The 18,640-nt window shown below is 51.6% G+C and carries 20 protein-coding genes, 3 tRNA genes and 5 pseudogenes; 8 read left to right on the forward strand and 20 right to left on the reverse strand.

Annotation, left to right across the window (positions count from 1 at the left end):
• Window positions 1-225: 225 nt before the first annotated feature.
• The 10 genes and pseudogenes from AP057_RS17940 to AP057_RS13710 all read right to left on the reverse strand — a co-directional run.
• Window positions 226-357: pseudogene (locus AP057_RS17940) on the reverse strand (branched-chain amino acid ABC transporter permease); the annotation flags it as partial.
• Window positions 356-526, reverse strand: a pseudogene (locus AP057_RS17945) (acyl-CoA dehydrogenase); the annotation flags it as partial. The pseudogenes AP057_RS17940 and AP057_RS17945, both read right to left, overlap by 2 nt.
• A gap of 285 nt (window positions 527-811) precedes the next feature.
• Entirely contained in the window at window positions 812-1,555 is a 744-nt protein-coding gene (locus AP057_RS13675; protein ID WP_055358977.1) for an NAD-dependent protein deacylase, read from the reverse strand.
• 73 nt (window positions 1,556-1,628) lie between these two features.
• Window positions 1,629-2,378, reverse strand: coding sequence for an oxygen-insensitive NADPH nitroreductase (gene nfsA / locus AP057_RS13680; protein ID WP_033016745.1), 750 nt, complete (start codon window positions 2,376-2,378; stop codon window positions 1,629-1,631).
• A gap of 98 nt (window positions 2,379-2,476) precedes the next feature.
• Window positions 2,477-2,674, reverse strand: a pseudogene (locus AP057_RS13685) (pirin-like C-terminal cupin domain-containing protein); the annotation flags it as partial.
• Window positions 2,675-2,860: 186 nt separating this feature from the next.
• On the reverse strand, window positions 2,861-3,190 hold the full coding sequence (locus AP057_RS13690) for a type II toxin-antitoxin system PemK/MazF family toxin (RefSeq protein WP_011231143.1): 330 nt from the start codon (window positions 3,188-3,190) through the stop codon (window positions 2,861-2,863).
• Window positions 3,190-3,459 (reverse strand): AbrB/MazE/SpoVT family DNA-binding domain-containing protein, encoded by a 270-nt coding sequence (locus AP057_RS13695; protein WP_023634676.1) that lies wholly within the window; start codon window positions 3,457-3,459, stop codon window positions 3,190-3,192. The genes AP057_RS13690 and AP057_RS13695 overlap by 1 nt, the downstream gene beginning before the upstream one ends.
• 239 nt (window positions 3,460-3,698) lie before the next feature.
• A tRNA-Ser gene (locus AP057_RS13700) sits at window positions 3,699-3,788 on the reverse strand.
• Window positions 3,789-3,797: 9 nt separating this feature from the next.
• Window positions 3,798-3,870, reverse strand: a tRNA-Ala gene (locus AP057_RS13705).
• Between the two features lie 10 nt (window positions 3,871-3,880).
• Window positions 3,881-3,957 (reverse strand) — tRNA-Pro (locus AP057_RS13710).
• Between the two features lie 191 nt (window positions 3,958-4,148).
• Between AP057_RS13710 and AP057_RS18075 the strand changes: the two genes are divergently transcribed.
• Complete coding sequence (locus tag AP057_RS18075; protein WP_255350138.1) at window positions 4,149-4,277, forward strand: hypothetical protein; 129 nt, start codon at window positions 4,149-4,151, stop codon at window positions 4,275-4,277.
• A 185-nt stretch (window positions 4,278-4,462) separates the two neighbouring features.
• On the opposite strand, the gene AP057_RS13720 is transcribed toward AP057_RS18075, so the two are convergent.
• The 9 genes and pseudogenes from AP057_RS13720 to AP057_RS13755 all read right to left on the reverse strand — a co-directional run bounded on the left by AP057_RS13720 (window position 4,463) and on the right by AP057_RS13755 (window position 12,330).
• Window positions 4,463-5,443 (reverse strand): ABC transporter permease, encoded by a 981-nt coding sequence (locus AP057_RS13720; protein ID WP_055358978.1) that lies wholly within the window; start codon window positions 5,441-5,443, stop codon window positions 4,463-4,465.
• Window positions 5,436-6,350, reverse strand: a complete 915-nt coding sequence (locus AP057_RS13725) for an ABC transporter ATP-binding protein (protein WP_055358979.1) — start codon at window positions 6,348-6,350, stop codon at window positions 5,436-5,438. Before AP057_RS13725 ends, AP057_RS13720 begins: the two co-directional genes overlap by 8 nt.
• Window positions 6,347-7,144, reverse strand: a complete 798-nt coding sequence (locus tag AP057_RS13730) for an SGNH/GDSL hydrolase family protein (RefSeq protein ID WP_055358980.1) — start codon at window positions 7,142-7,144, stop codon at window positions 6,347-6,349. The genes AP057_RS13725 and AP057_RS13730 overlap by 4 nt, the downstream gene beginning before the upstream one ends.
• Window positions 7,145-7,153: 9 nt before the next feature.
• Window positions 7,154-7,453 carry a transporter suffix domain-containing protein gene (locus AP057_RS13735; RefSeq protein ID WP_055358981.1) on the reverse strand — a complete coding sequence of 100 codons (300 nt, stop codon included), beginning with the start codon at window positions 7,451-7,453 and terminating at the stop codon, window positions 7,154-7,156.
• A gap of 230 nt (window positions 7,454-7,683) precedes the next feature.
• Window positions 7,684-7,829, reverse strand: a pseudogene (locus AP057_RS17950) (MBL fold metallo-hydrolase); the annotation flags it as partial.
• Between the two features lie 586 nt (window positions 7,830-8,415).
• Window positions 8,416-9,303: a sulfite exporter TauE/SafE family protein gene (locus AP057_RS13740; RefSeq protein ID WP_055358982.1), complete on the reverse strand. Its 888-nt coding sequence runs from the start codon at window positions 9,301-9,303 to the stop codon at window positions 8,416-8,418.
• 264 nt (window positions 9,304-9,567) lie between these two features.
• Window positions 9,568-10,926, reverse strand: a complete 1,359-nt coding sequence (gene glnA / locus AP057_RS13745) for a type I glutamate--ammonia ligase (RefSeq protein WP_055358983.1) — start codon at window positions 10,924-10,926, stop codon at window positions 9,568-9,570.
• A 191-nt stretch (window positions 10,927-11,117) separates the two neighbouring features.
• A complete protein-coding gene (locus tag AP057_RS13750) occupies window positions 11,118-11,507 on the reverse strand; it encodes a gamma-glutamylcyclotransferase (RefSeq protein ID WP_033016731.1) in 390 nt (129 codons plus the stop codon).
• A gap of 259 nt (window positions 11,508-11,766) precedes the next feature.
• Window positions 11,767-12,330: a thioredoxin family protein gene (locus AP057_RS13755; RefSeq protein WP_055358984.1), complete on the reverse strand. Its 564-nt coding sequence runs from the start codon at window positions 12,328-12,330 to the stop codon at window positions 11,767-11,769.
• Between the two features lie 382 nt (window positions 12,331-12,712).
• On the opposite strand from AP057_RS13755, the gene AP057_RS13760 reads away from it, so the two are divergent.
• The 7 genes from AP057_RS13760 to AP057_RS17955 all read left to right on the forward strand — a co-directional run bounded on the left by AP057_RS13760 (window position 12,713) and on the right by AP057_RS17955 (window position 18,419).
• Window positions 12,713-13,717, forward strand: coding sequence for an LLM class flavin-dependent oxidoreductase (locus AP057_RS13760; RefSeq protein WP_033016728.1), 1,005 nt, complete (start codon window positions 12,713-12,715; stop codon window positions 13,715-13,717).
• Window positions 13,718-13,722: 5 nt separating this feature from the next.
• Window positions 13,723-14,370, forward strand: a complete 648-nt coding sequence (locus tag AP057_RS13765; RefSeq protein WP_055358985.1) for an MOSC domain-containing protein — start codon at window positions 13,723-13,725, stop codon at window positions 14,368-14,370.
• Between the two features lie 143 nt (window positions 14,371-14,513).
• The gene (locus tag AP057_RS13770) at window positions 14,514-15,392 is read left to right on the forward strand and encodes an IS982-like element ISGsp1 family transposase (RefSeq protein WP_055358986.1); all 879 of its coding nucleotides are present in this window, start codon (window positions 14,514-14,516) and stop codon (window positions 15,390-15,392) included.
• A 106-nt stretch (window positions 15,393-15,498) separates the two neighbouring features.
• Complete coding sequence (locus AP057_RS17605; protein ID WP_171698115.1) at window positions 15,499-15,669, forward strand: hypothetical protein; 171 nt, start codon at window positions 15,499-15,501, stop codon at window positions 15,667-15,669.
• A gap of 63 nt (window positions 15,670-15,732) precedes the next feature.
• Window positions 15,733-15,963 carry an uberolysin/carnocyclin family circular bacteriocin gene (locus AP057_RS13775; protein ID WP_050368312.1) on the forward strand — a complete coding sequence of 77 codons (231 nt, stop codon included), beginning with the start codon at window positions 15,733-15,735 and terminating at the stop codon, window positions 15,961-15,963.
• Window positions 15,964-16,030: 67 nt separating this feature from the next.
• Window positions 16,031-17,650, forward strand: coding sequence for a hypothetical protein (locus AP057_RS13780; protein WP_055358987.1), 1,620 nt, complete (start codon window positions 16,031-16,033; stop codon window positions 17,648-17,650).
• A gap of 13 nt (window positions 17,651-17,663) precedes the next feature.
• Window positions 17,664-18,419 (forward strand): stage II sporulation protein M, encoded by a 756-nt coding sequence (locus tag AP057_RS17955; RefSeq protein WP_235468584.1) that lies wholly within the window; start codon window positions 17,664-17,666, stop codon window positions 18,417-18,419.
• Between the two features lie 65 nt (window positions 18,420-18,484).
• Here AP057_RS17955 and AP057_RS17155 read toward each other — a convergent pair.
• A pseudogene (locus tag AP057_RS17155) lies at window positions 18,485-18,640 on the reverse strand (IS110 family transposase); the annotation flags it as partial.

Raw genomic sequence — 18,640 nt, forward strand, 5'->3', positions numbered from 1 at the left:
GTTTTATTTTATCGCATTATTGAAAATTTTTCTATTTGTTTATTTGATTATTTAGAACATAGTTTTTTATGATAATAAGTACACAATAAGAATTGATCAACCCGAAACAGTGCTTCCAGGCGGCAATTCTATCATTAACGAATCAAAAAAACGTCATAATGCGAACGATGTCAGCCGGCGCCGCAAGAACGGCGATCCATAAGCGCCGGTTGGCGAATACAGCCATCAATGTCCCTCCTTGGCAAACAGTCCGTTCGGTTTGACCGTTAAAATGATGACGAGGATGGCAAAAGCGATAATGTCTTTGTAGTCGTTCGACACATACGTCGCTCCCAAGCTTTCGCTGAATCCCAAAATAGTCAATGGCCATTTGCAAAAGCCGCTCGGCCGCTCCGACCGCACGAGCGCCGACGACCCAGCGGGCGTAGCCGATCCACTCAAGCCCAAGCTTATAGCCGTGATGCAGCTCGCCTAAAATGTTTTCTTCCGACACGCGCACGTTTTCGAAAATTAAGCTGGCTGGACGCTCATTGCGCAATACTTCATTTTCGAGCGGCATCAATTCTTTTTCGACAAACTTGCGGATCGCTTTTTGCACCATGCGCTGCTCGTCCGTTAAGCGCAAATACATGATGGTCCCCTCCGTTTTCCGTTACGCCTTTATGCTCGGCTCCACTCATCAAAATACCAACCGGTTGGTATGTTATCTTTATTATATTAGAATGTTCTGAAAAGTACAATACCTTTTTTGATTTTTTGTCCAACGGGAAAACGCCATATGTGTTCTCCCGTTGGCATGAAATCTATCGATCTATTCCGCCTGTATTTGCTTGCGCACGCTAGCGACCGTTTCCCCGATTCCGCCATAAATGACAAGGTCAAACATCCCGTCCATTCTTGTCGCTGTTTTGTTGATCAATACTTTCCTTGTTGCCGGCGATTCGGCGGCGACATAAAACGGGATTTGATTCACGGGCGCCACTTCCAAACTTGTTCCCATCGCCAGAAGCAAGTCGCTGGCGGCCGCCGCAGCAAACGCTTCTTCCATGCGCGGCACGAGCCCGCCAAACAAAACGACATCCGGTTTGACAATCGTCTGGCACTTTTCACAGCGCGGCACCTCGTGACGGTTGATAAACGACAGATCATACTTGTTGCCGCATGACGGGCATGTCGCCGTCTGCAGCGTGCCGTGCAGCTCAATGACATTCGTGCTTCCTGCTTTCGTATGCAGCCCGTCAATATTTTGCGTCAAAATCGTCACCGTCTTGCCCATCTCCTCAAGCCAGCGGAGAAACCGATGCCCGTCATTCGGGGCAAAGCCGCCCATCATTTTTAATGAAAACATCCGCTTGAATCGACGCCAAAAATCAATCGGATCTTTTTTGTAATAATGCTCTGACAAATAATATTCGACATGGTCCTCTTGGGCGTAAAGGCCGTTTTCGCTGCGAAAATCAGGAATGCCGGACTCCGTGCTCATCCCGGCCCCGGTCAGAACGGCGATTGTATTCGCCTCTTTGATCCATTGCGCCAGTTGCCGGATTTTGTCCACTTTCGTTCTCTCCTTTCTTACGAACCTCTTGGACTTCGGGAATGGGAGCTGGGGGCTCCTGCCTGCAGCGAGGCTACCGTAAATTGAACCCTTTCCCTTCCACAAACTCCTTCATGTACATCCGGACTTGGCGGCTGAGCATATCGGCCATCTGCCCGGTCCATGTGTCGCGGCGCCGGCCGTTTGTCCGCTGCTCATAATATGCCGAAACCGTTTCGTTGTAGCGTTGCAATTGTTCGAGGAATCGGGCGCGGTCTTGGTTGTATTCGTCCTCATGATAAACGTGTTCAAACGGCAACCGCGGCTTTTGATCCGGCGTTTGTGCAGGATAGCCGACGGCAAGCCCAAACAGCGGAATGACCCGCTTCGGCACATTTAGCAGCGCACATACTTCCGGCAAGTTGTTGCGCAGCCCGCCAATGTAGCAGATGCCAAGCCCCATCGACTCCGCGGCAATGGCGGCGTTTTGCGCCGCAAGCGCCGTGTCAATCAGCGCAACCATAAACTTTTCCGTACTCTCAAGCGATGGAAGCACGTCTTTTCCTTCTAGCTCGCCAATGAGCTCATGGCGGTGAAAATCAGCGCAAAAGACAAAGAAATGGCCGTTATGCTCGACATAGGATTGATTTCCCGCCAACTCGGCGAGCTTCCGTTTTTTCTCCGGATCTTTCACCCCGATGATCGAGTACGCTTGAACATAGCTTGAAGTGGATGCCGCCTGGGCGCATTCGACGATCGTGCGGATTTGTTCATCCGTGAGCGGCCTGTCTTCAAACCGGCGGATCGAACGGTGCTGGAGAATCGTTTCGATGACTTGGTTCATGACTATGTCCTCCTTGAACAACCCAACGGCTTCTTTTTGTGAACATGATAACAAAAAAGAAAGAGCCATACAACGAATCGGCTCTTTCCCTTCCATTTTCGCCCAAACCGCCCTTCCTGGTAATCGCGAATCGCCTCGCGGATTTGTTCCGGCGTGTTCATGACGAACGGCCCGTAGGCGACGACCGGTTCGTTCACCGGCTCGCCGGCATAAAGAAGAAGGCGAGTTTTTCGCGGGGCGGTCACGTTTAGCTCCGTTTCCTCGCCGCGGTTGTGGCGGCTGAAAAACAGCATTTGTGCAAAATAATCTCCAGTGTGTCAATCCATGCAAAAAAGCGGGACGATCCGCCTTCTTTTCGTTGCTCGATTCTGCCTTTTTAACAAAATATCCGAAGGAAGTCTCCCGCCTCAAGGAGCGTGAAGGGCAAAAAGGTACGCAAAAAGTATGCTAAAAGTGAACAAAAGGCCAATATAAATGGCCTTTCACGAAAGAAAAGTATGAATCAGATCCAAGCAATCCGAAACAACTTCATTGGGCGCCCGTCCTACTATTTGAAGCTGTCGGGCGCGCCAATCTAAACTTTTGACCTGATCGGTTAAAATCACGCCTTCAACGGCCAAGCCTGATGGCAATTCCACTTCAAATGGATATCCTTTTTGTTGCCGGGTGATCGGGCAAAGCACCGCAAACCCTGTCAATTGATTGAACCGCTTTGGTGATAGAACGATGCCGGGCCTTTTTCCTGCCTGCTCATGCCCTGCTTGTGGATTGAAATTGACGTAAACAAGATCCCCACGATCCGGCGCTTGCATCAGAACAATTCATTCCCTTCTGTTCCAAAATCAATTTCAGCATGGCGATTTTCCGGCGTGATTTTAGCCAAAAGTTCCTCCAATGTCGGCTTTTTCTTTTTCGGGATCAACTTGATCGCTTGGTTCTCAACGATCACCTCCACTTCTGATCCTTGATGAAGTGCTAAACGTTCAGCAATCACGCTTGGGATACGAACCGCAAGGCTGTTTCCCCATTTTTGAACTGTTATTGTCATGATTGACACTCCTTTCTGTTTGTTTAATTCCACTATACCTCTCTCCTTTCATTTCGTATATACATAGTATATACATAAATTCAAAAAAAAGATGCCATCGAGACGGTGTTTTCGATTCGAAACGAACGATTACGATTGATGATAAGACGCTGAACATGTTAAAAGATTTGAAGAAAAGTCAAAAGGATTCCCAAAAAAAATGAAAAACGACTGCCAACGCAGTCGTATCAAGGGGTTCATGATTTACAATTTGACAAGATGGATATTAGAAATGGAGGAAGAGGGATTCGAACCCCCGCGGGCTGTGACACCCCTAGCGGTTTTCGAAACCGCCCCCTTCAGCCAGACTTGGGTATTCCTCCGTATGAAAATGGAGCCTATCGGATTCGAACCGATGACCTCCTGCGTGCGGGGCAGGCGCTCTCCCAGCTGAGCTAAGGCCCCATGTCTATAATGGTCGGGAAGACAGGATTTGAACCTGCGACCTCACGGACCCGAACCGTGTGCTCTACCAAGCTGAGCTACTTCCCGACATAGGCTGGTTTACCTTGCGACAATTCATATTTTATATGAACCTCAAAGGAAAGTCAATAGTTTTTTTATCTTTTTTTCGCCATAACGGATGAAAATTGATCTTTTTTCTGAAACGACCTGCATAGCTGCCGCTCCTTTTTTTCTACTACTAAAAACACAGCAACCGTGTAAAGGAAAGGGGGCGCTTTGTGAAACTCATTCCGCCGGCGCGGCGCAAACGGGCGCATTTGTCGCAATTGACAACCACCCATTTCCATTTGCGTCATCCGCTTGTCGTCGCCTTTTTTCCTTTTCGTTTCCGGGTTTCGGCAATTTGATGCAGCAACGCTACGCCACGGCCTTTATGTTAATCCTCTGGGAGCTGTTTATCAACACAAAAGCCCATATCAATACAGGTATATTATACTCGCTGCTTGGCGATTTTGAAAAGGCCAAAGAGTTGTTCGCAACGCTCGTTGAAACAACCGCGATGGGATTCCCCGCGGTTTTATTGCTCTCCTTCTCAATACACATCCCGCCGCGTAAAAACAACAAAAGCGACGATGAGGGCGACAAGCCCCCAAACGGCCAGCACGGCCATCGAAAAGCCAAGCGTCATCCCCTCAATCGGCGGAGCCGCTCCTTTTATGTAATCCGTCAGCCGCAAATTGACCATAAACAAATATTTCGCCGAATGCCATGACGACACCATGTTCGACAAAATCGCGCCAGAAATCAATGCCGCGAGCATAATGCCCATCACCGCCGCCGTGCTCCGAAGCAGCACGGAACACATAAACGTCAGCGTGCCGACAACAGCACTCACAAACGTGGCGAGCCCAAGCTCGATCAAAATGTATTTCCATTGCGGAATCATGTGAACGTTCGTTGTATCGAGATCCTCTCCTTGAGGGACAAAACCGGTCAATAGCGGCAGACGGAAGCCGCCATATCCAAACACGAGTCCGGAGATGGCATACGACAGCACCGCCGCCATCAGCATAATGAGCGACACCGACAGGAGCAACGCGATATATTTGCTCAACAAAATTTTCCACCGCTTCACCGGCCGGACAAGCAGCAGTTTGATCGTTCCCGCGCTCGCCTCGGACGACACTAAATCGGCCGCCACCACCATCACTAAAAGCGGCAAAAACAAGTCGATGGCGTTTTCGATAAACGTGCGCATAAACGTCGGCGCACCGGGAGCGGACGGGTTGATGTTATGTTCTAAGTAATACTGCTGCTGCTTGAGACGGATTTGCAAATACTTCCGCCATTCTTCCGACATGCTCGGCGACTGCAAGCGGTTTTGCAAATCGACGATTTGCTGCTGCAGCTGCGTCCGCCAGTCGGTCGTGCCAAGCCGTTTTCTCAACTCTTCCGTCTCGCGGTATTGGGCGTATGTAAACAAGGCGACGAGCACCGCAATGATGGCGGCGATCACCCATAGCCGCTTTTTGCGGACGATTTTCAACATTTCATTATACACGAGCTTACTCAATCGTTTCGCCCCCTGTCAGCTCGATAAACAAATCTTCGAGCGTCGGCAGCCGCGGTTCAATTTCCGACACCGAGACGCCGGCTTGGACAAGCTTGGCGTTCCAAGCGGCTAGTCTCGACGGCTCATATGGCGTGACGATCGTCTCTTCATCAGCGCGCAGCACCTCGGTTTCCTCGGCCAACAGCGCCCGCGCCCGCTCGATCGGAACGGCTTTCCAAACGACGCGCGCCTGCTGGTTTAACAGCCGCTCCACCGTGTCGACCGCCAAGAGCCGCCCTTTCGCCATAATGGCGACGCGGTCGCACATTAATTGAATTTCACTTAACAAATGCGATGAAACGAGGACGCTCAACCCTTCCGTTTCCGCCAAAAAGCGGATGAAGGCGCGCATTTCACGAATGCCGGCCGGGTCAAGTCCGTTGGTCGGCTCGTCCAAAATGAGCACCTTCGGCTTTCCAAGCAGCGCCTGCGCAATGCCGAGCCGCTGCCGCATGCCGAGCGAATACGTGTCCACCCGGTCATGGATGCGCTGTTCCAGCCCGACGAGCTTCGCCACTTCCATAATGCGATCTGCACCAATTCCCGGCATCATGCGGGCGAAATGTTCAAGGTTTTCCCAGCCTGTTAAATACGGATACATTTCTGGGTTTTCGACGATGCAGCCGATCTGGCGGATCGCGTCGGTAAACTGGCGATGAAGGTCATACCCGCCAATTGCCACCGTCCCCGCCGTCGGCCGAATGAGCCCGACGAGCATGCGGATCGTCGTCGTTTTTCCCGCGCCGTTTGGCCCTAAAAAACCGAATACTTCCCCTTCATGCAGCTCAAACGAAATGCCTTTAATAATTTCCTTGCCGCGAATCGTTTTTCGCAGCTCTTTGACCATCAATGTCGCCCGTTTGGTCATCGCTCGTCCTCCTCCGTCAACGTGATGAGCGAGGCGACGCGCTCTCCAATCCGCTTGTACCCTTCTTTGTTTGGATGGAAATGGTCGCTATATAAATAATCATTGACATGCAAGGCAAACAAGTCAAACGTCGGCACCGCGACGATGTTCGGATAGCGGGCCGCCACTTCCGCTGATGCAAAATTCCAATCGCGCACAACCGCCGACGTCCATTTGGCATCGTCTAAATCGCCAAACGGGTTGTACAAACCGATCGCAAAAATGACCGCTTCGCTGTTGAAGCGGCGCAGCGCGGCGAAAATGCGGTCTAGGTTGGCTACATATCGCCGTTTCGCCTCATTCAGCTGCTTTCGATCCAGTTTCAACGCTTCCCCGCCTTGAAACAAGTCGTTGCCGCCGATGGTCATCACAATAAGATCCGCCATGGCGACTTGCCGCTGAATCTCAGGCTGGCCAAGCTGGCGAAGCAGTCCGTCAGAGCGAAGGCCGCGGATGGCCAAGTTCGTCACACGGATCGGTTTGTCCGTTTGCCGGCGAAGCTCATCGACCATATAGCCGACATACCCTTTTCCGCTTTCATCGCCCGTTCCTCTCGTCAACGAATCGCCAAGAGCAACAATATCCATTTTCTCGTCATGTTGCCTTGTTTCAGCCGTCGGCGGCCGTTGTTCTTTCGTCGGCGGCTTGGCGGCCGAAAAAAACTGGTCTTGCACCGCCAATGCCAGGCCGCCAAGCCAAAGTACTCCGGACAGGGCGGCAACGGCTATGAGAAGCGCAACTGTGCTCCGTCGCATGCAACCACCTCATTTCTTCATCGTTGTCATCTTTCGCGATCCGTCTTGGCGTTGTTCGCCATCATTGGTTTGATCCGACAACCGCCGTTTTATTCGCCAATGTTTCGGATCCCAATACTTCTTCAGCTTCGACGCCGCTTCCTTTCCAACCAACAGCACCCCGATCCAAAACATGATTTCCGCCGTCACAATGGCAACCGCAACGATCGACGCTTTGGCCGCAGTCGAAAACGGTAAAAATGGCGCGATGGGCGGAATGACCCCAACGACGAACGATGCGATGATGAGCCCGACGCCAATGTGATGCATGACGGACCGCCTCTGTTTCACTCTTCCGTTCCCCCTTGCTCATGGACGCTCTTTCCAACAGGAATCAGGATCGCTTATTTCCACTCTAACATATACACCGCGATTTCACGAAATGATCCGCCTAAAAACCGAACACACAAAAACAGTTTTTCCTGTTTTTCCAATTTTCGCTTTCCCGTCAAAAAAGAAACCCAGCCGAATCGGCCAGGCCAATCGAATGATCACCGTTGGGTGACGATGATATAGCGAATATCAGACGGATCAATATAAAACGCTTTCAACCCAGCAAGCAATACGGCACCGACGGGCTTGGCCCTGTTTCCACGATCGCCAAGTTCTCTTCGTGAAGCACGTATGTACCGGTGCGCCGCGGCATGCGCAAATCATACAAATCGATGAGTGAAATGCGGCGGCCGAGATCAAGCGGCTGTGCCTTGTTCCCTCTCCCCCTTTGGTTGATGATGCCGAATATTTTAACTTCCCTCCGAAAGAAGTCTCCTACTTCTAAACGTGAAGGTGCGCCAGCACCAGTGAAAGTGGGAGATGAATTTCGGTTGGCGTTAGCCAACGAATATGATAGAATATGGCTAGAACGGACACCTTCGGAACGAAGGGAAGCGTAAAGGGTTCTTGTGTGTGGCTTACCGTTCAGCGAACACACACAAGTCGCTTGAAGCCCCCACCTCTAAGCGAAGCGTAGGTGGTGGGTAGTTCACCATAGAAACCGGCTTCCCGCTACAGGGGTTGATAAAAAAGCAGCCCCTGCCCAGAGGGCAAGAGCCACCTTCTCGTTTCAACTGTCGTCAACGGGGCAACAACTGCTCCGCGCGCTATTTTTGAGGGCAGGCGCTGTCGACCGTTGCCCTTTGCAGCACGAACAAGCTCCCTGATGCTCAACCCGATCGCATCCAACGCTGCCGCCAACGGAAAGACACTGTCGTTTGCCAAGCGCCCCCTAATGCTTACGACGCCAACTCCCTGCCAGTCGCCTTTCCTTTCCGTCCATTTCTGATCGCCACCCATACTGCCGCCGCCCAGCCGATGACGATGAGGCCGTACACAGCAGGATAAACCGGCGCCGGGGCTTCCCAAGCGTGCAGAAGCGTGCGAACGTTTGTCAAAATAATCAATCCGCCAACCAACACTCCAAGCAAATGGGACGGCAGTTTACGCACAAGCCAAGCCGCGATCGGCGCAGCGATGACCCCGCCAGCCATGAGCGTCAGCACCCAGTGCCAGTTCACTTGCTCCCAACCAAGCGAAATGACGAATCCGAGCGTCGCCGACAGCGCGACGGCAAATTCGGATGTATCGACGGTGCCGACCACCTTGCGCGCTTCCGTGCTTTTATTGGCCAACAACACCGGCGTCGCAATCGGCCCCCATCCTCCACCGCCGGTCGCATCAAGGAAGCCAGCCACCAATCCGAGAGGGACGAGCTGCTTATTGGACCACTGTTTTCCGGGCGTCGACGGCGCACGTCCGTTCAACACTAAAAATCGATAAATAATGTAAAAACCAAGCGCCAACAAAAACAAGGATACATATGGTTTAATCAAATCTCCCGGCAAGTTGCTTAAAAAGCAGGCTCCGACAAACGCGCCGACCGACCCGGGAATGATGAGCCTAAAGGCCATGCGGCGGTCGATGTTGCCGAACTTCCAATGGGAAACGCCAGATGCCGCCGTCGTCACCACTTCCGCCAAATGAACGGACGCCGAGGCGACGGCCGGAGCAACGCCGAACGTCAATAACAACGTCGACGACGTGAGGCCATACGCCATTCCAAGCGAGCCGTCAATCAGCTGGGCGATAAATCCTACAAACACAAAAACGATCAGTTTTTTCATTGGTTTCCCTCCGTTTGCAATGGTTGAGCGCGTTACTTATAATTTAAATCTCATTATTCATAGATGTCAACTATGAATTTAAAAAATAAAAAAATGCAGTCATCTTTTCCTCCCCACGCGCAAGATGACGTTGCGAACGCCGGCAGCTTGGCGGCCGACGGGCGGAAGGCGCCGCGCGGCCGTCCATCAAGACAAACAGCTGCCTGCAGAAAAAAAGGCGCCCCGAATATGGCGGCGGGGCACCTTTTGGATGGTGGCTTTCGATCAGAACTTTCCTTGATACCGCTCGACTTCCCAAGCGTGGACCGCCGTGCGGTAGCTGTTCCATTCGTCTTTTTTCATCGCGACGTATTCGTTGAATACGTGCTCGCCAAGCGTCGCGCGGCCGATTTCTCCGCTTTCTAGCGCTGCGATGGCCTCGCCCAAGTTTTCCGGCAAGTTGTCAATGCCAAGCTCCGCACGTCGTTCTTCCGACATATGGAAGATGTCTTCATCAATCGGCGCCGGAGCGGTTAACCCTTTTTCGACACCGTCAAGGCCAGCGGCAGCGATGATGGCATACGCCAAATACGGATTCGCCGACGGATCCGGGCAACGGAGCTCAACGCGCGTCGCAACGCCGCGTTTGGCCGGAATGCGGATGAGCGCCGAACGGTTGGAAGCGGACCAAGCGATGTAGCAAGGCGCTTCATACCCTGGCACAAGCCGTTTGTACGAGTTGACAAGCGGGTTCGTAACCGCCGCGAAGTGTTTTACGTTTTTCAGCAAGCCCGCGATGAATTGGTACGCTGTTTCTGACAACTGGTTCGCATCGTTCGGATCAAAGAACGCATTTTCCCCATCTTTGAAGAGGGAAATGTTGACATGCATGCCTGAACCGTTGATGCCAAACACCGGTTTTGGCATAAACGTCGCATGGAGGCCGAACTTGCTGGCAATCGTTTTGACAACCCATTTGTACGTCGTCGCATTGTCAGCCGCACCGAGCGCATCGGCATATTTGAAGTTGATCTCATGCTGGCCTTCCGCCACTTCATGGTGCGACGCTTCAATCGTAAAGCCCATCGCTTTTAAGGCGCGGTAAATTTCAAGGCGAACGCGTTCGCCCAAGTCTTTAGGAGACGGTTCGAAATAACCGCCGCCATCATGGAGCTCGAGCGTCGGATTGCCGTTTTCATCGGCTTTGAACAGGAAAAACTCCAGCTCCGGACCGACCGAGATCGTATATCCTTTTTCCGCCGCCCGCTCGATCGTTTTTTTCAGCACGTTGCGCGGGTCGCCTTCAAACAGCGTGCCGTCCGGATTGGTCACCGAGCAGAGAAAGCGCGCTTCCGCATAGCCTTCCTCGACCGTCCACGGCAAAACAGCAAACGTATTCAAATCCGGAAGAAGATACAAGTCGGAACGGTTGATCGGCGAGAAGCCTTTGATCGACGAACCATCAAACATGATTTTCCCTTCGACAACATCATCAAGCTGTTCAGCCGTCACGGTCACGTGCTTTAAGATCCCTTCAATGTCGACAAACTGCAAATGAAGAAGCTCAACGTTCTTTTGTTGGATCGTTTCTTTAATTTGTTCGAGCAATCCCGTTTGGGTGGAGGAAACGAACGTTTTCGACATGTAACATTACCTCACATTCGTACGTTTATTTTTCTAACATGCTTTTATTATAGAAAAAGAGTGGCCGTTTGGCAACACTTTTTTAGCAATTTTTCTGTATTTTTATAACGATTTTTTACAACCGTTTTCATATTCATGTAAAAAATAAACAGCCCAGAGGATGACCGTTCCTCACAGGCTGTTTCTAGATGTTACATTTTCTCCTCACGCCGCCGCCATGATCCGGACGGAATAAGCGGCAAGCCGGCCGCTTTTTCCGGCGGATAGACGTACACATATCCTTCGATCGGTTTGCACGCGTCGCGAACCCACACCCGTTCGTATTCGTTATCGCACCGCCCTTCAACGTAATCCTCGAGCTCATCCATTGCCTTGAGCCCTTCTTCCGTCACCGTCAGCCACTCCCCTTCCACTTCCCCCTCTTCTCCAAGCACAAGCGCGGGGTACGGACCGACATTGTATAAGCGGCCGTTTACTTTCCCTGGACACGCGGCGCGAAAGTATGGAGCGGCCACTTCATGGTTTTCTTCGCCAGTCAGCAACGTTCCATACACAAACACCCAATATCGCCCTTCCGCCATCTCCTCGTTCTCCTTTTGTTTACATAACATAAATTACGAAAACTCAAGGAAAGGAAACAAAAACAATGGAAGCCCTTCCTCTCATCCATCCTTGCCGCTCCGAGGCGGCGCCAGTGTGAATTTGTTCAGTAGATCGCGGCCACAAAAATGCCGTGCCGGCTGCACTCGCAAGCCAACGGCACGGCGGTGGCGATTCCGCAACGAACGAATGATGCTTTTTCCATCATACCCGCTTCACAATGAAAAGTCAAGCACATTGTTACAGTGTTTGTTTCCATTTAATGCTGCAGCCGATGCTCGGCTTTTGCTTTTCCGGCACCGGGCGGCCCTCCAACAAAGCATCCAGCGCGGTGCGGATCGACTCCCCGGTGACCGGGATGCCGTTGTTCGGGCGCGAGTCGTCCAACTGGCCGCGGTAGACGCATTTCAGATCCCGGTCGAAAATGTAAAAGTCCGGGGTGCAAGCGGCGTCGTATGCTTTCGCCACCTCTTGCATCTCATCGTACAAATACGGAAACGGATAGCCGAGCTCTTCCGCCACCTTTTTCATGTTTTCGGGTGAATCTTCTGGATACTGTTCCGCATCGTTGGAGTTGATGGCGACAAACGACACCCCTTTGGGCATATAATCGTTCGCGAGGCGAACAAGCTCGTGCTGGACATGCTTGACAAATGGGCAGTGATTGCAAATGAACATAATGACGGTTGCGACGTCCGATTTCACATCCTCAAGACGGACGACGTTGCCATCGATGACATTCGTGAGGGAAAACGACGGCGCTTGTTTGCCGAGGGGAAACATGTTCGATTCGACAGCTGGCATCAACAACACCCTTTCTCCAATATTTTCTTTCATTATATCAAAAGGAAGGCGGGTGTCACAAATCCAGCGCCCAAACCGAACTGCACAGCTCGGCATATGATGCCACATAGACGACGGAAAGGAGGCGTTTGTGCATTGATTTATATGAATAAACACATGACCCCGCGCGTGTACGGGCCAGCTGCCGCACCGCCCGTATCCCACCCGATGTTTTATTATCGCCGCACTGCCGCGCATCTTGACGGGATTGGCCGATCCGCCGACGGCGGATCGGTTTTTTGCTAGGCGGGTGGACAAATGAATGGACAAACCGAAGCAAAACAGCGCATAATAGAAACTAATCATTATTTCCACCGCTGCGGCGGAAGAAGGAGGAATCGCAATGGCGCTGCAACTGAGCGTCCTCGACCAGTCGCCGATCGCCGAAGGCATGACGGCAGAAGAAGCGCTCGAGAACACCGTCAAGCTCGCCCAACACGTTGAGCAGCTCGGCTATAAGCGGTTTTGGGTGTCGGAACACCACGATACAAACAGCCTTGCCGGTTCGTCGCCGGAAGTGCTGCTCGGACACATCGGAGCGAAAACGTCGCGCATCCGCATCGGCTCAGGCGGCGTGATGCTGCCGCATTACAGCCCGTACAAGGTGGCGGAAAACTTCCATGTGCTTGCCGGCCTTCATCCCGGCCGCGTCGATCTCGGCATCGGGCGGGCACCCGGCGGCATGCCGCGGGCGACGATGGCGCTCCAAGACGGCCGGCCGCGTTCAGCGGATCGCTATCGGGAGCAAATCGATGACTTGCTTGGGTATTTGCACGATGCGCTTCCGCCCGTCCACCCGCTTTATGGCGTCAAGGCGACGCCGATCGTGCAGTCCCCGCCGGAACTATGGCTGCTCGGCTCCAGTTCGGAAACGGCGAAGCTGGCAGCCGATAAAGGGCTGCCGTATGTGTTCGCCCAGTTTATCAACGGGGAAGGCGGCGAACATTATATGCGGCTGTACCGTGACCGGTTTGTTCCATCGCCGTATTTGGCCGAGCCGCGCGGAATGGTCGCGGTGTTTGCAATTTGCGCCGAAACGGATGAAAAAGCGGAATGGATCGCCGGCAGCCTTGATCTGTCGCTTCTTATGATCGAGCAAGGGATGGCGCTGAACGGCACGCCAAGCCCGGAAAAAGCGGCTGCGTATCCGTACAGCCCGTATGAGCGCAAACGGGTGGAAGACAACCGGCGGCGGATGATCGTCGGCAGTCCGACGCGCGTCAAAGACAAGCTGTATCGGCTGAGCGAAACGTATGAAACAGAGGAAATCATGCTCGTGACGATTACATACGACTTCGAGGATAAACTCGCAAGCTTCCGGCTCATCGCCGAGGCGGTATGGGGGTGAACGCGATGCAGATTCTCTCCATTAATGTCGGGAAGCCGAAAACGCTCCACATCGGCGGCCAGCGGATCACAACCGGCATTGACAAAACGCCGGTCGCTCATCCCGTTGCGGTCGGCAAACAAAACTTGGCTGGAGATGGACAAGCCGACCTCATCCATCACGGAGGAGAAGATAAAGCGATTTGCGCCTATCCGTCCGAGCATTTCGTCTATTGGGAAGAGCGATACGGCCGCCCATTTACGGCGGGGGCGTTTGGCGAAAACTGGACGCTTCTCGGGTTGACGGAAGACGATGTATGTCTTGGCGACATTTATGCCGCCGGCACAGCGCTCGTACAAGTGTCGCAGCCGCGCCAGCCGTGCTCCAAATTGGCGTTCAAACATCAGCTGCCCGATTTGCCGAAAGCCGTCTGCCAGACAGGAAAAAGCGGGTTTTACTTTCGCGTTCTCAAAGAGGGCGTCGTCGCTCCAGGCGCGCCGCTCGTTCTCGTCGAACGGGGCGTGGGGGCGCTATCCATCGCGTATATCAATCACATTTACTATCATGAGCGCGACAATGTTGCTGCCATGAAGCAAATCGCCAGCCATCCGGCCTTATCCGCAAGCTGGCGCGAAACGTTTCAAAAGCGGCTCGCCGATCGGCCCCGGCCGTAAAGCACAAAGCGGCGGAAATGACTAACAAAATATCTTTATACCCGTGGTGCTAGATAAACTTGATCAAGCATAAAAATAGCCCTTGCTGGCGGATCTCCAGTAGAATGAAAGTGTCACCCAACATTCGAAAGGAGAGATCCCCCATGCAAGAGCACTTTCATTTTACTACAGATCCAGCCAAACTTCAAAAACAATATGCCGCTATTTTCTGTTTTGTTTCTGCCCAACTGTCGTTGATTCAAATGKATCTTCATCGCCGCAACCGTCACTTGGTCAAGCAAGAAGACGAAGTGGTCATGGCGGTTCACCTTTTGGGGAAGCTGCTGGGCTTTTCTTCCGAACGAGCCTGGCATCGTTTTGTCACGGGAAATTTGTTCACAAACGGCTCGTTTCTTGAACGCTCCCGATACAACCGCCGCTGCCGGGCGCTTGGTTTCGCCATCAAATGGATCCGTCATGAGCTGGCGAAACGTGGCCAACACCATGCTTATGCGGTCGTCGACAGCTTGCCTCTTCCGTTGTGCCATCCCGYRAGAATGCAGCGCGTCAAGCGATTTCGAGGGATCGCRGATATGGGGTATTGTGCTTCCAAAAAGCAATGGTACTACGGTTTCAAGCTGCATCTTCAAGTGACCAATCAAGGGCTGGCCATGGGCTATGTCGTGACGGAAGCGTCCTGCCACGACGTCAAAGCCGCTGAAACGGTGATGACTCAAATCCCTCATCCCTACAACTTTGGGGACAAAGGGTACATCAGCCACGCTCTTCGAGAAAAGCTGTACGAAGAACACCAAGCCGCGTTCTGGACACCGTCTCGACACAATCAAAAGCACGGCCCATCCAAGGCATGGGAAGAATGGATCAGGAAAAAACGCAAAGTCATCGAGACGGTGTTTTCGATTCTCGTAGACCAATACCGGATCACCGACATTCGAGCGAATTCCATGGCCGGGTTTGAAGTGGCACTCGATGGCATCTTGTTGGCTTATTCCTTGGTCACACTAGGGCTGGTTGAGCGCTGACGCTCAACTAGCACCACGGGTTTTTTAGAGTCAAGGTGTATAATTAAAATGGATGATATTAACAAGGAATTTACTAGAAACCGCATCGCAGACAGGAGTGAAGTGGGTGAAACAATGGTCGTGGCCGTATTTTATTCTGATTAGCCTGCCGCTTGTTGTGTTGATTGGAGTTGCTTTTCGCCTAAAAGCGGCCAGCATGCCCATCAAAATAGGATTTATTGTATTGGTGCTGCTTTACGGCAGGGTTTATTCTCGTTTAGTGCGAAGGATGAGATAGACACAGAATGTTTTTGAAAAAAGTTTTGATCGATTATCATTTACTGGAAGGAGGCGATAGGTTATGAGTTTGCTGGCGCTTGTTGCCGGGACGCTCGGCGTGTCACAGACAATCGCGACGACGGTTGTTTCGATTGTGTTGACCGGCTCCACTCTCATTTCTATTATTCTTGGGATCACCGCTATTTTGTCAGGTGGAGTCGACGCCATTTTGGAAATTGGGTGGTCAGCTTTTGTCGCGACGGTGAAAAAAATAGTGGCGGAACGAGGAAAAGCAGCAGCGATTGCATGGTAAAAGGCAAAACGGCAGGGGAAAAACTCCCTGCCGTTCCTAATGAGTAAATCAATGTGGGGGAAGAGAAATGAAACTCGTATGGCTGTTATATCAACAACGACAACGAAGCAGTTTGGCGCCGTTGCAGAGAAAATCGCCTTTTTCCCCGAAGATGACCATGTTCTTGGTGGAAGCGGCGAAATGGCTTGTTTCATCGGCTGTGGTTGTAGCCTTTTGCGCTCGATCCTCGACGCTGTTTCGCCCTTCTATGGTTATGGGAGCTCTTTTTTTCATGTCTGTCAGTCCTTTCATAGGAGTTTTGCTTGAGTCCAAAGAGGCATTGCAACGTCAATACCATTATCATTATGTGCGTCTGTCTGGAGTGCGGGATGACGAGGTGTGGCAGCGATTGCTCAAAATCCACTATGCTGTGTCTCTTCTGCGGCTATTGCCGATTTGGTTGCCTCCTTCCATTGGGTTGATGATGATGTTCGGGATCACAGGCGCATCATTCGTATGGTTTGGACATACGATGTTGTTGCTTCTTTATGTGACATCGCATATAGTGCGTGGCTCAACTTTTAGAGCGATAGGCGCATTTTCTGCCTTTTTCTTTCGAATGGCATCATTCGCGATTGGTTATGTCGTGCTTGCGGCGATTGTGCCGTTGCTGCAATTGTCCCGCCAAGCGGTTCGAATGTATGGGTTGTCGCTCTCTTACCTTGTGTATATGGATGGTTATGTTGCTCATTGGCAACAGCTGTTTTATGAACGCATGACAAGTTGGAGGGAAGGGTGGTTATTTTCAAGTACAACTTTATCATTCATCGGTGCTGGATTCGCTCTGTTGGCTTTGATTTGCTTTTCTTTCACTCGTGCGTCTCATTCTGACAAGACAGCGTACATGCTATATTCATGGCATCAACGTGTCATAGAGTCGTTAAAAATTCGCAGCACGAATAATGCAATTTTATATAAAGATCTTTGTCTGTTAACACGCCAAGCCCGTGAGTTGACGAAACCGCCTTGGTCGCTATTTTTGCCAGGGGAATGGTTTTTGGTCGCAGGAGCGAATTTGGCGCTGTTGCCGATTGTTCATAACGGGTCGATCATTTTGTTTTTGTTTATGTTTGAAATGTATATCGTCATGACAGGGACGTTGCGGGCCATTACCGACGTCTTTCGCGACATTTTTCAGTTTGAAAGCGAGATGGAGCGTCTCACTGTGTTTCGTCTTCTTTCTCCACCTCCTCTTGTACCGTTAATCGAAGCGAAATGGACGCTGCTTGAGCGATTAGGCGTCTACCCATGCATGACGGCAGTAGGATTGCTACTTCTCGAATACATAGGATTATTGGGGATGCGTGGAGGGCTTTGGGCAGCAATGGGAGCTGTGGTGATGATGCCCGTCTATTCGCTTGTTGTCAAGCGGATTTTGCGCACCGATTATGAAGTATTCTGCCTTGTTTTAGCCAGCGGTGAGCAGGCGGCATTGACATCTCCGCGTGATTATGCGGGGTATATGGTGATTGCGGCCGGAAATCATTCGTTTCATCGCTTGTTGATTTACATAACCGTTTTTTCATCGCTTCTTTCTGCCTTTTTTATGCTTTTGAAAGGTTGGAGTTGGGCATGTTACAGCGTTTTGTTTGTCTTGATGCTGTACCTTGTATTATGGAATAGTTCTCAATATGCTCGGCGCACGTGAGGAGGCATTTGCGGTGATCAGACGAGCGATTCACACTCATTTGCCGTATATGTTATTGTCGTTAGGTGTGTACATTGTATGTTTTGCTTTTGGAGCAGTGATTTTTTCACAAAAGCTTACGATTCATCCGACTTCCATGGCGTTTTGGACCACTTTAGGCCACAACTTGATGGTTGGAGCCATTTTGATGGTTGGCGGATGGCTGACGCTAGGAATGGCCAATACCCTTTATCTCGGTTACAACGCAGCAATGCTAGGCGTGATCGTGAGAGGAGTCGCCACAGGATATGGCATGCAGCCGTTGATGACCGGTGTCTTTCCTCACGCGATTCCTGAAATCATCGGCCATATCTTGTTTTGTACATTAGGGTACGAGACATGGCGGTTTCTTCAAATCGTCAAAAAAAGAGCAAGAGGAGAAGAAGAAACGCTCTATATACGGGATATCCTCCCTCTAGAAATGTTGATTTATCAAGGCTTTTCGGCCCCTCAGGGGTGTCCAAAAAATATTTTTCGACAAAATCTCTTACATCCTTTTTCAGTTTTGTGGATATCTTACAGACCTAGGGTGCGCTTCGCGGCCACGGCTGGTTATATTTTCCTGCCGTGGGGGAAGCGTATTCGATGCACCCTTTGGATCTCCGCGTCGCTGATGAGGACGAACCCTCCCATGTCTCCGGGCGTCTTCGCGCCAACATTCCCTCGTTCGGTCTCGTCATCAGGCGGAGGCCGGCCAAGCTCCTTTGGGGACTCAAGGTCGAATGGATAAAATCACGCCAGCTTCTCCGGTGTCATCTCGTTGTCCAACGATTCTTCCGTTCGCAGGGGGAGGCCTTAGGCCGCCCGTTGCACCTGGGACAAGACGTCCTGTTTCATTCGCTCCGCGTCAAACGCTTGTTTCTTCGTACAAATCGCAAACAGCACATTCAACAGCTTCCGGCACAAGGCGACGATGGACTGCTTTCCGGTCAGCGGATTGACGGATCGGGT

Origin of the sequence: Geobacillus sp. Sah69, assembly GCF_001414205.1 — a bacterium.
GTDB classification, from domain to species: domain Bacteria; phylum Bacillota; class Bacilli; order Bacillales; family Anoxybacillaceae; genus Geobacillus; species Geobacillus stearothermophilus.

Coding starts and splice junctions, on each gene's coding strand:
- AP057_RS13690 (WP_011231143.1), bottom strand. CDS start 3,190: ATGCAAGCGCCGGATCGTGGGGATCTTGTTTACGTCAATTTCAATCCA.
- AP057_RS13730 (WP_055358980.1), bottom strand. CDS start 7,144: ATGCGACGGAGCACAGTTGCGCTTCTCATAGCCGTTGCCGCCCTGTCC.
- AP057_RS13735 (WP_055358981.1), bottom strand. CDS start 7,453: ATGCATCACATTGGCGTCGGGCTCATCATCGCATCGTTCGTCGTTGGG.
- AP057_RS13765 (WP_055358985.1), top strand. CDS start 13,723: ATGCAGATTCTCTCCATTAATGTCGGGAAGCCGAAAACGCTCCACATC.
- AP057_RS13755 (WP_055358984.1), bottom strand. CDS start 12,330: ATGCCAGCTGTCGAATCGAACATGTTTCCCCTCGGCAAACAAGCGCCG.
- nfsA (WP_033016745.1), bottom strand. CDS start 2,378: ATGAACCAAGTCATCGAAACGATTCTCCAGCACCGTTCGATCCGCCGG.
- glnA (WP_055358983.1), bottom strand. CDS start 10,926: ATGTCGAAAACGTTCGTTTCCTCCACCCAAACGGGATTGCTCGAACAA.
- AP057_RS13725 (WP_055358979.1), bottom strand. CDS start 6,350: ATGACCAAACGGGCGACATTGATGGTCAAAGAGCTGCGAAAAACGATT.
- AP057_RS13740 (WP_055358982.1), bottom strand. CDS start 9,303: ATGAAAAAACTGATCGTTTTTGTGTTTGTAGGATTTATCGCCCAGCTG.
- AP057_RS13780 (WP_055358987.1), top strand. CDS start 16,031: ATGAAACTCGTATGGCTGTTATATCAACAACGACAACGAAGCAGTTTG.
- AP057_RS13750 (WP_033016731.1), bottom strand. CDS start 11,507: ATGGCGGAAGGGCGATATTGGGTGTTTGTGTATGGAACGTTGCTGACT.
- AP057_RS13760 (WP_033016728.1), top strand. CDS start 12,713: ATGGCGCTGCAACTGAGCGTCCTCGACCAGTCGCCGATCGCCGAAGGC.
- AP057_RS13775 (WP_050368312.1), top strand. CDS start 15,733: ATGAGTTTGCTGGCGCTTGTTGCCGGGACGCTCGGCGTGTCACAGACA.